Raw genomic sequence first — 10,819 nt, 5'->3', positions numbered from 1 at the left:
ACCCTCCGGCAGCCAGCACCCTGTGCGTTCAATTGAAGGAGCACCACCATGCATACCCGACCTGTCCTGCGTTACCTGCCGGTGCTCGTGCTCACGGCTCTCAGGAGGTGAGGCGTCAGGCCTCCGCGGGCAGCCCGTGCCGCGCGATCACCTCGCTGTACCAGTGGGCGCTCGACTTGGGGGTGCGCACCTGGGTCTCGTAGTCGATGTGGACCGCGCCGAACCGCTTCGAATAGCCGTAGCCCCACTCGAAGTTGTCCATCAGCGACCACAGGAAGTAGCCGCGCACGTCCGCCCCGTCGGCCACCGCCCGCTGCACGGCGGCCAGGTGGCCGTGCAGGTAGGCGATGCGCTCCGGGTCGTGGACCCGGCCGTCCGCGTCCACGACGTCCTCGAAGGCCGCGCCGTTCTCGGTGACCATCAGCGGCAGGCCCGGGTTCTCGCGGGCGACGTCCATGAGGAGGGCGTGCAGGCCGTTCGGGTCGACCGACCAGTTCATGGCGGTGGTCGGCTTGCCCTCGGCGAGGTGGAACGCCACGTGCTCCGAGCCGGGCCACGGGGAGTGGTCGCTCTTGCCGTGGCCGTCGTTGCGGGTGTCACCGGCGCCCGAGGCGGGGGTGGAGACGATCGTGGGCGTGTAGTAATTGACGCCGAGCACGTCGATCGGGCGGGCGATGGCGGCCAGGTCGCCGTCCTGGACCAGGGAGGACCAGTTCACCAGGTGGCCGGTGTCGGCCAGCAGGTCCTGCGGGTACTGACCGTGCAGCATCGGCCCCGTGAAGATCCGGTTGCCCACCGCGTCGATCCGGCGCGCCGCGTCCGCGTCCGCCTCGCTGCCGGTGAGCGGGCGCACCTGGTGGAGGTTGAGGGTGACCGAGGTCTGCGCGGCAGCGGGGAGGTTGACGCGCAGCGCCTCGGTCGCCCGGCCGTGGGCCAGGTTGAGATGGTGGGCGGCACGCAGCGCGGCGGCCGGTTCGGTGCGGCCGGGGGCGTGGACCCCGGAGCCGTAACCGAGGAAGGCCGTGCACCAGGGCTCGTTGAGCGTCGTCCACATCCCGACCCGGTCGCCGAGGGTGCGGGCCATGATGGCGGCGTAGTCGGCGAACCGTTCGGCCGTGGCGCGCTCGGGCCAGCCGCCCGCGTCCTCCAGCTCCTGGGGCAGGTCCCAGTGGTAGAGCGTGGCGACGGGCGTGATGCCGGCCTCCAGCAGCTCGTCGACGAGCGAGCGGTAGAAGTCCAGGCCGCGTTCGACGGCGGGGCCCCGGCCGGTGGGCTGGACGCGGGACCAGGAGACGGAGAAGCGGTACGCCTTGAGGCCGAGCCGCTTCATCAGCGCCACGTCGTCGCGGTAGCGGTGGAAGTGGTCGGCGGCCACGTCTCCGGTGTCGCCGCCCAGAACCTTGCCGGGGGTGTGGCTGAAGGTGTCCCAGATCGAGGGGGTGCGGCCGTTCTCGGTGGCCGCGCCCTCCACCTGGTACGCGGCCGTGGCGGCGCCCCAGACGAAGCCGGTGGGGAAGGGGGCGGGGGCCTCGGGGGCCTGCTGCGGGGCGGTGTCGGGTCGTACGACTGTCATGTGGGAGCGCTCCCATGAGAGGTGGTGGAAGGGGACGAGGTGGAGGGGGGCGCGGTCGGTCGGTCCTCGGCCGCGCCCGGGGTGCGGTCAGCCCTTGACCGCACCCGACATGATCCCGCCCACGATCTTCTTGCCGAAGATCACGAACACCGCCAGCAGCGGCAGCGTGCTGATCAGCGCGCCCGCCATGACGATGGACTGGTCGGGGGTGTACGAGGCGCTGAGCTGGCCGAGGGCCACCTGAAGGGTCGGGTTCTGCTGGTTGAGGGCGAGGTAGGGCCAGAAGAAGTCGTTCCACGCCTGGACGAAGGTGAGCATCCCGAGCACCATCATCGCGGGGCGGGCCACCGGCAGCACCACGCTCACCACGATGCGGAAGTTGTTCGCCCCGTCGATCTTGGCCGCCTCGATGAGCTCGTACGGCAGCGCCTCGATCAGGTACTGGCGCATGAAGAACACGCCGAACGCGCTCACCAGCGTCGGGAAGATCACCGATTCGAGCTGCCCGCCCCAGCCGAGGCCGGACATCATCATGAAGAGCGGGACCACGCTGAGCTGCGGCGGGATCGTGAGTGTGGCGATGACGGCGGTCATCAGCCAGCCGCGGCCCCGGAAGCGCATCTTGGCGAACGCGTACCCGGCGAGCGTGCAGAAGAAGAGCGTCGCGGCCGTGATGGACGACGAGACGATGATGCTGTTGAGGATCGCCTTGCCGAGGCTGGCCTGCTCCCAGGCGGTCTGGACGTTCTCCAGGAGCCTGCCGCCCGGCAGGAACGGCGGTGTGGAGGCGAGGACTTCGTCCTGGGTGCGGGAGGCCGCCACCAGGGTCCAGTAGAGCGGCAGCAGCGAGCCGAAGCCGACGACGGCGAGCGCGATGTACGCGAACGGGCCGCCCTTCATCTGCTGGCCGGCGCCGATCCTGAAGCGTCCGGGGCGCTGCGGGGCGCCGCCCTTCGGGGACGCCGCGCGCTTCGCCGAGGCCGAAGCGGAAGCGGAGGCCGGGGCGGGAGTGGGGCTGGTCATGGTCATGGAATCGCTCCCGGTCAGACCGCGGACTTGCGGACGTAGCGGCCGATGAACCAGTTGACCGCGGCGATGATGAGCAGGAGCGCGAGCATCGCCCAGGCCACGGCGGCCGCCGGACCGAGGTGTCCGAGGTTCCAGCCGTAGTTGTAGAGATAGATGCTGAGCGTCTCGTACTGGTTCTCGTTGCCGCCGGTGGCGCCGAGCGCGCCGCCCTCCAGCAGCAGTGGCTCACCGAACAGCTGCATGGACCCGATGGTCGAGATGACGATGGTGAACAGGATCGTCGGCCGCAGCGAGGGGATGGTCACCTTGAGGAACTGCTGCCAGCGCGAGGCGCCGTCCAGCGAGGCCGCCTCGTACAGGTCACCCGGCACCGCCTGCATCGCCGCGAGGTAGATCAGCGCGTTGTAGCCGGTCCAGCGCCAGATCACGATGATGGAGATCGCGAGCTTCGAAGTCCAGTGCCCGTTGGCCCAGTTGACCGGGTCGAAGCCGACGAGGCCGAGCGTCCAGTTGAGCAGTCCGCCGTCCGCCCGGAAGACCAGGGCGAAGACGAGGGCGGCCGAGGCGACCGAGGTCGCGTACGGCGTCAGGATGATTGTGCGCCAGAACGTGCTGGCCCGCAGGCGGTAGTTGAGCAGGTGCGCCAGGCCCAGGGCGACCAGGAGCTGCGGGACGGTCGAGATGACACCGATCAGGAAGGTGTTGCTGACCGAGGTCCAGAACTCCGGGTCGTGCAGGATCTTGTCGAAGTTCTCCCAGCCCACCCACTCCATGGTGTCCAGGCCGGTCATCTCCACCCGGTGCAGGGCGATCCAGCCGGTGTAGAGGAGCGGGTAGAGACCGAAGGCCCCGAAGACGAGGAAGAACGGCGCGATGTACGCGTACGGGGACGCCTTGTCGTCGAACCGCCACAGCCGGCTGCGCCACAACTGCCGCCGCTCGGACGGTGGTTCCTTCGGCGGTTCGCTGGGCGGAGACGCGTACGCGTCCCGGGTGGGGGTCGAGGTTGCCACGGGCGGGAGTCCTTCCCTGGAGGCGCCGACGGGCGGCTGGGTCATGGAGTGGGCGGGCCGGTGGTGGACGGCCGGGGCGGGCGGGCGCGGCAGGGGTCGCCCGCCCGCCCCGGGACCGGTTCAGGTCAGCCGATCGCCTTGTCGATCGTGCGGACCGCGACGTCCCAGGCCGCGTCCGGCTTCGTGCCGCGCTGCTCCATGTTGTTGATCTGCGTGGAGATCGAGTCCTTGATCACGCCGTCCTTCGGGCCGAGCACCGCCTCGGGGATGGACTTCGCCCCGTCCGCGTAGATCTGGCCGATGGGGGCGTCGTTGTAGTACGGCAGGGTGGCGCCCTTCACGTCGGGCAGCTCGTAGGCGCCCTTGTTGGAGGGGAAGACGCCGATCGCCTTGAAGACGGCGGCCTGCTGCTCGGGCGCGGTCAGCCACTTGACGAGCTTGGTGGCCTCGTCGACGTTCTTCCCGGACTTCGGGACGGCGAGGAAGGAGCCGCCCCAGTTGGCGGCGGTGTCGCCAGGGGCGCTGGTGATGTCCCACTTGCCCTTGTTGGCCTCACCGGCGTACGTGGAGATCTGGCCGGCCATCCAGGCGGGGCAGACGACGGTGGCGACGGTGTTCTTGCGCAGGGCCGACTGCCACTGGTCCTCGAACTGGGCCAGGCCCTGCGTCAGCTTCTTGGACGCGGCCTCGGCGGCCAGGTCCCAGCCCTTCTTGACGCTGGCGCTCTCCTTGTAGACCGGCTTGCCGCTCGCGTCGTAGTACTGCTCGGGGCTGGAGCTGACGACCGCGTTGAACATGGCGCTCGCGGAGTCCATGAAGTACGTGCCCTTGGGCGCCTTCTTCTTGTACTCCTCGCCGAGCGCCAGGAAGTCCTCCCAGCCGCCCTCGGTCCGCTTCGCGACCTCGGCGCGGTCGGTGGGCAGGCCGGCCTTCTCGAACAGCTCGCGGTTGTAACAGAGGGACATGGGGCCGATGTCGGTGCCCGCGCCGATCACCGCGCCGCTGGGGGCGGTGGCCTGCTTGGCCTTCCACGACACCCACTCGTTGACGTCGATCACCTTGGAGAGGTCGGCGAAGGAGTCCGCCTTGGTGTCGACGATCTCCTTGATCCGGCCGACCTCGATGCCCTGGACGTCGGCGAGGCCACTGCCCGAGTTCAGCTGCTGGAGCAGCTTCGGGTAGTAGTTCTTCTCCTCGGCGGTGGTGTCCTCCTTGACCGTGATCTTCGGGTTCAGCTCGTGGTACTTCTCGAAGAGCCCGGCCTCCTTGTACCCGAACTGGCCGAAGTCGGCCAGGGTCAGCGTGATGTTGCCGTCGGCGTCGGCCCCCTTGCCGGAGTCGGACGAGCCGCCGCAGCCGGTGAGCAACAGGGCGGTGACCGTGAGGCCCGTGGTGGCCACGATCGCGGTTCTACGGCGTCGACCGGCAACGCTGCGGGTGATGCGCATTCCACTGCTCCTTGTTCCGGGGTGGGACTGGCGCTGTTCCGCGGGGCCGGTGGGGGCGGGGCGGAGGACACCAGGTGGTACGGGAACGGGGGCGCGGAAGACACTCCCCCCGGGGAGGCGCGAGTGGCACCCCCGTACATGTGGGAGCGCTCCCATGCACCGATGCCGGAAGGTTCCTGCCTCAAGGGGGTGGGTGTCAAGAGTTGAAGACGATTCCGTTGCCGAAGGGTGTCCGGCGCGTCACGCGAGGGCGTCCGGTCCGCCCACCCGTCGAGAGGTGAACGGGGGTTGGCGGAGCGGGGCGATGTGCCCGGAGGGCTCGCCCCCGCCGATTCGCCCTGATGATCCCTTTGATCGTTCCGGCCGCCGGTCGGGTGCTCCGGCCGCCGGTCGGACGTCCGCGTACCGTCCGGTCGCGCCGGCCGCTGCCACCGGCCCCGGCCAAGAAGGGCGCGCCCCGGCCGGAGGTGGGGTGGGGTCCGGTCGGGGCGCGCGCGTGGGGGGCCGTAGTGGCTGGTGGGTGGGGCTAGCGGTGGGCCGCGCCGCCGGAGGAGGCGGAGGCGCGGCGGAACTTCTTCGCTCCGGGCCGCGTCGCGGTTCCGAGGGAACCGCGGACGGGAGGAAGCGGGGTGCCGGCACCGGGGGCCGGCCGGGCGCCGGTTTCCCCACCGCCACCGGGGCGGCCGGTGGCAGTGGGGGGCGGCGTGGGGGTCGGTGCGGCCGCGCTGGGGGACGCGGACGCGGGGGAAGAGACGGAGGGGGAAGCGGGGGCAGCCGTACCGGTCGGGGTGCGGACCGTTCCGCCGACGACCGCCCCGGGGGCGGCCGCGCCGAGCACCCTGGTACAGGCGCTCGCCGTGCGGCGGTGCGTACGGGAACCCATCAACGTGCCCTGCCTGCCTCTGTGTCCTGGGGTGTCCGGTGGATCGCTCGGTGACTGCGAGAGCACGTTAGCGTCAGCGGAACGGGCAAAGGGGGTATTACGGGCCGGAGTTGATGTTCTTAGGGTGGGCTTAAGGAACGCATGGGAGGGGGTTAATGATGGGCCCCCGGACCGCCCGTGTCCCGCAGCTCCTTGCGGCGCGGCCGGCCGACCCGGCGGGCGACCCGGCGGCCGTGGCCGCGCCGCCCGTGCTCGGGACGGCTGCCGTGCAGCCCGATCCAGATCCGGACCTCCGTGCCGCCGAGCACGGAGCGGCCGATGCGCAGGTCGCCGCCGGTGGATTCGGCGACCCGGCGCACGATGTCCAGGCCCAGGCCGGTGGAGCCGACCGCGCCCGCCGCTCCGGCACGTCCGCTGGTGCCCCGGGCCAGGGCCGCCTCCGGGTCGGCGATCCCGGGGCCCGCGTCCGAGACGAGGACGATCACCGCGTCCCCGCTGTGGTGGACGTCGACGGCGAAGGCCGTGCCCTCGGGGGTGTGGCGGAAGACGTTGCCGAGCAACGCGTCCAGGGCGGCGGCCAGTTCGGGGCGGGCGACGGGGATGCGTACCGTACGGTCCACTCCCGCGAGCCGCACCTCGCGCCCCTCGTCCTCCGCCAGCGCCGACCAGAAGCCCATCCGCTCCCGGATCACCTCGGAGGCGTCGCACCCGGCCCCGGCGCCCGTCTGGACGCCCTGGGTCTGGGGGCGCTGTTCGCGGGCGGTCCGGATGATCGTGTCCACCTCGTGCTCCAGCTGCTCGACCGCCGCCCGGGTCTGGTCGGCCGCCGGGCCCTCGCCGAGGGAGGCGGCGTTCAGCCGGAGGACGGTGAGCGGGGTGCGCAGCCGGTGCGAGAGGTCGGCGGCGAGCTCGCGCTCGTTGGCCAGGAGCTGGACGACCTGGTCGGCCATGGAGTTGAACGCGACGGCGGCGGACCGCAGCTCGGTGGGGCCCTCCTCGGGGACCCGGGTGCCGAGCCGCCCCTCTCCCAGGTCCTGGGCGGCGGCCGCGAGGCGCTGGGCGGGCTGGACCATCCGCACGCCGAGCCGGTCCGCGACCGCCACCGAGCCGACGATCAGGGCGACGCCGACGCCCGAGAGGATCAGCCAGGCGGTGGCGACCCCGTTGGAGACCTCGCCCTCGGGGACGAAGACCTCCACGACGGCGATCTGACCGGTGGACAGCGCGGTGGGCTGGAGGAGCGCGAAGCCGTCGGCGACCTCGGTGATGGAGGCGCGGCCGGCCTTGCGTACGGTCGCGACGTCCTTCGGCGTGGCACGCCGGGTGCCGATGTCCAGGGCCTCGCCCTCGGTCCCGTCCACGGCCTTCGCCGGGGCCGGGACGTGGACGGCGAGCCGCCCCCGGGCGCCCGGTTCGGTGGAGAGGACGGCCCGGGTCAGCTCCTCGCGGTCGGTGGTGATGGAGAGCGCCGGGGCGATCATCGCGGCCTGGCGTTCGGCGTCGGAGAAGGCCCGGTCGCTGGCCATCTCCCGGATGACGAGCCCGAGCGGTACGGCGAAGGCGATGACGACCATCGCGGTGACCGCCAGACACACCTTGACCAGGGCCCATCTCATGCGGGCGGCTCCGCGGCCGGGGCGTCGGCGGGCGGCTGGAGCTTCACGCCGACGCCACGCAGGGTGTGCAGGTAGCGCGGCCGGGCGGCGGTCTCACCGAGCTTGCGGCGCAGCCAGGACAGGTGGACGTCGATGGTCTGGTCGTCGCCGTACGACTGCTGCCAGACCTCGGCCAGCAGCTCCTTGCGGGCGACCACCACCCCGGGGCGTCCGGCGAGGAAGGTCAGCAGGTCGAACTCGCGCCGGGTCAGGTCGAGTTCGGTGCCGTCCAGTTCGGCTCGGCGGCGCAGCGGGTCGATGGCGAGCCCGCCGACGCGGATGACCCGGGGCGGCGGCGCCTGGTCCCCGGCGGCGCGCGAGCGGCGCAGCACGGCGGCCATGCGGGCGGAGAGGTGCTCGACGGAGAACGGCTTGGTCAGGTAGTCGTCGGCGCCGTCGTTGAGCAGCCGGACGATCTCGCTCTCGTCGTCCCGGGCGGTGGCGATGATCACCGGTACGTCGGTGATGGACCGCAGCATCTTGAGCGCCTCGCCGCCGTCCAGGTCGGGCAGCCCGAGGTCGAGTATGACCACGTCGAAGCGGAAGTGCGCGACCTCGCGCAGCGCTTCGAGCGCGGTGCCCACACTCCGTACCGTGTGGGAGGCCTCACTGAGGTGCCGGATGAGGGCGGAACGTACGAACTGGTCGTCCTCGACCACGAGCACACTTGCCATGGGCGGCACCGTACGCCATGGCCCGGGGCCCGGTCCCGCCGCCGCCGGAAACCTCCGCAAAGGCCGGAAGACGGGGACGCGCGGGCCGAGGCTGGGACCGGGGGCGGGGGCGGGAGTTGCGCGCCGGGTCGGGCACCGTACCGGCCGGGGTCGGGCACCGTACGGTCCCCGGGCCGGGAGCGGAACGGAACCGGAACTGGAATCGGAACCGGAACCGGAACAGAAGGTACCGGAGGGGGACAGCCCAGGTCCGGTGGGGCAGGATGTCCCGGATGCAACGAGGACTCGTACACGCGCTCGCGTGGTCGCTCGCCACCGGCGCGGCGGTCACGCTGTCGTGGTGGGGTGTGCACACGGTCATGACGGGGACGGCGTACGACCCGCCCCGGGCCGTGCCGATCTCCGTGGGCGCGGGGGCCCCGAAGCGGATCGGGCAGTCCACCGAGGAGCCGCTCGTCTCCTCCACGTACCGCGCCTCGCCGTCGCCCTCCCCTTCTCCCTCCTCCCTCGCGGCGCACAGCGGCAGCGCGAGCCCTTCGTCACCGGCCGCGCCCCCTTCCCGTACGCCGTCGAGCGCCCCGGCCCGGCCGCTCGCCTCCCCCGCGCCGACCGCGGACTCCGGTGAGGTGAAGGGGTACCGCACCGCCGGCGGCCGGGTCGTGTTCGAGCTGGGGCGGAGCTCGGCGAAGCTGGTCTCGGCGACGCCGGAGCCGGGCTGGTCGATGCAGGTGTGGACGAACGACGCCTGGATCCGGGTCGACTTCAGCGACGGGGGCGGGGTGGACGGGAAGACGCACTCGGTGTTCTGCACCTGGAACGGGACTCCGCCGATGGTGCAGGTCGTCGAACCGTGAACCCCCGGCCGTCCGTCAGGGGTTCTCGAAGACGGACGGCGGGGGCGCGGGCGACGGCTTGGCGTCCGCGTCAAGGACGACGGCCGCGCCGCCGGTGAAGTCCGTGAGCGCCCGCCCGTGTTCGACGCGGCCGGGGTGCGGGTCGCTCGCCACCCGGCGGGTGAACTCGGCGACCGCGAGCGGCAGGGCGGAGGCGAGCAGGACCGCGTTGCCGAAGCGGCGGCCCCGCCAGACCACGGGGTCGGCGGCGAGCGCCAGTTCGGGGAAGACGGCGGCGGCGGTGGCCACCTGGCCGCGCAGATGCGCGAGCGGCGGCCCGTCCGCGAGGTTCGCGGCGTACTGGCCCGAAGGCTTCAGCACCCGGCGCACCTCCGTGAGGAATTCGGCGGAGGTGAGGTGGGCGGGGGTGCGGGCCCCGCTGAACACGTCCGCGATGACCAGGTCCGCCCAGCCGTCCGGGAACTTGCCGAGCCCTTCGCGGGCGTCCACCGCCCGGACCCGGACGCGGGCCTGCGGGTCCAGCGGGAGCCGGTCGCGGACGAGCTGGACGAGGGCCGCGTCGACCTCCACGACCTGCTGGGTGGAGCGGGGGCGGGTCGCGGCGGTGTACCGGGCGAGGGTGAAGGCGCCACCGCCCAGGTGCAGGACGTGCAGGGGCTGGAGCGGGGGCGCGGCGAGGTCGATGATGTGGCCGAGCCTGCGCTGGTAGGCGAAGGAGAGGTACGCGGGGTCGCCGAGGTCCACGTGGGACTGCGGGGCGCCGTCGAGCAGCAGCGTCCAGCCGTCCGGGCGCTCCCGGTCGGGTATCAGCTCGGCGAGACCGCTGTCGACGGGGCCGGAGAAGGGTTCGCGCTCGCCCCGGCCACCGCCCCGGCCGCCTGAGCGGTCGCGCTCCTTCTTGCCCCTGGCCTTGCCTCCGGTGCCTTTGGTGCCTCCGGTGCCTCCGGTGCCTTTGGTGCCTTTGGTGCCTTTGGCCGGCGCTCCTCGTCGTGCCACGTGCGCTGGTCCTTGCTGGTGGGGGCCCGGGATACCGGCAGCGGCGGAGGTTTCCGCCCGTGCGGCAATTATGGGCACAGCGGCGGACGCGGGCCCGCCCGTGGCAGCGGGCTCAGTGGCAGTTGTCGGTCACCTCCAGCAGGCGGGCCGCCTGGTCGAGGGCGGCGCGGAGCACGACGGGGTCGGTGACCGGGGCGTCCTCGGCGGGCGGGAGCAGCCAGCCGGAACCGGCGGCGGGCGGCTCGGCGGGGACGCGCAGCCCGCGGCCGTCCGTCCGCGTACAGGCGCTGCCCGGTACGTCCCAGGCGTCGGCGGTGCCCGGAGGCACGAGGAAGCCGAGGGTGTCGCAGGCGCCGTTGTGCAGGACCGGGCCGACGGCCTCGTGGTCCCGGCCGCGACGGAGGATGTCGACGGCCTCCAGCCCCTGCCGGGCGGGGACGGTGACGAGGTCGCAGGACTGCTCCGCCGGGGCCGGACGCGCGGTGGGGGCCGGGGCCTGGTCGGTGGCGGGGGCCTGTGCCGAGTGGGTGGTGGAGGTCAGTGCCGGGTTGGTGGTGGGGGCCGTGGTCGTCGTCGGGTTCGTCGCGGTCGTCGTCGGGTTCGTCGCGGTCGTCCGTGAGCCGGTCTCCATGCCGATGCGCAGCAAGGGAACCCCTCCTCTCATCGCCGAACGGAGCCACACTCCGTCTCCGCA

At 72.5% G+C, this 10,819-nt stretch carries 9 protein-coding genes; 1 reads left to right on the top strand and 8 read right to left on the bottom strand.

The features are described from left to right. Positions 1–115: 115 nt before the first annotated feature. From AB0917_RS20580 to AB0917_RS20555, 6 genes are all read right to left on the bottom strand, one after another. Positions 116–1,573, bottom strand: a complete 1,458-nt coding sequence (locus AB0917_RS20580) for a GH1 family beta-glucosidase (RefSeq protein WP_366821034.1) — start codon at positions 1,571–1,573, stop codon at positions 116–118. Positions 1,574–1,660: 87 nt separating this feature from the next. Beyond that, positions 1,661–2,602, bottom strand: coding sequence for a carbohydrate ABC transporter permease (locus AB0917_RS20575; protein WP_366821033.1), 942 nt, complete (start codon positions 2,600–2,602; stop codon positions 1,661–1,663). Positions 2,603–2,616: 14 nt separating this feature from the next. Then, positions 2,617–3,615: a sugar ABC transporter permease gene (locus AB0917_RS20570; protein WP_366821032.1), complete on the bottom strand. Its 999-nt coding sequence runs from the start codon at positions 3,613–3,615 to the stop codon at positions 2,617–2,619. 125 nt (positions 3,616–3,740) lie between these two features. Further along, positions 3,741–5,063, bottom strand: coding sequence for an ABC transporter substrate-binding protein (locus AB0917_RS20565; protein ID WP_366821031.1), 1,323 nt, complete (start codon positions 5,061–5,063; stop codon positions 3,741–3,743). 1,035 nt (positions 5,064–6,098) lie between these two features. Then, positions 6,099–7,562: a HAMP domain-containing sensor histidine kinase gene (locus tag AB0917_RS20560; protein WP_366821030.1), complete on the bottom strand. Its 1,464-nt coding sequence runs from the start codon at positions 7,560–7,562 to the stop codon at positions 6,099–6,101. Beyond that, a complete protein-coding gene (locus tag AB0917_RS20555) occupies positions 7,559–8,275 on the bottom strand; it encodes a response regulator transcription factor (RefSeq protein ID WP_366821029.1) in 717 nt (238 codons plus the stop codon). The genes AB0917_RS20560 and AB0917_RS20555 overlap by 4 nt, the downstream gene beginning before the upstream one ends. A 272-nt stretch (positions 8,276–8,547) precedes the next feature. Here AB0917_RS20555 and AB0917_RS20550 point away from each other — a divergent pair, with 272 nt between their 5' ends. After that, complete coding sequence (locus AB0917_RS20550) at positions 8,548–9,129, top strand: hypothetical protein (protein ID WP_366821028.1); 582 nt, start codon at positions 8,548–8,550, stop codon at positions 9,127–9,129. Between the two features lie 15 nt (positions 9,130–9,144). Here the strand turns inward: AB0917_RS20550 and AB0917_RS20545 are convergent, their stop codons facing one another. After that, positions 9,145–10,125, bottom strand: coding sequence for a fused MFS/spermidine synthase (locus tag AB0917_RS20545; RefSeq protein WP_366821027.1), 981 nt, complete (start codon positions 10,123–10,125; stop codon positions 9,145–9,147). A 112-nt stretch (positions 10,126–10,237) separates the two neighbouring features. After that, positions 10,238–10,771, bottom strand: coding sequence for a hypothetical protein (locus tag AB0917_RS20540; RefSeq protein ID WP_366821026.1), 534 nt, complete (start codon positions 10,769–10,771; stop codon positions 10,238–10,240). Positions 10,772–10,819 lie beyond the last annotated feature (48 nt).

This window comes from Streptomyces sp. NPDC007346 (genome assembly GCF_040703535.1).
In the GTDB taxonomy this organism is placed as follows: Bacteria; Actinomycetota; Actinomycetes; order Streptomycetales; family Streptomycetaceae; genus Streptomyces.
The sequence above is the reverse complement of the archived record's forward strand: the minus strand, read 5'-3'. Positions and strand labels throughout refer to the sequence as shown.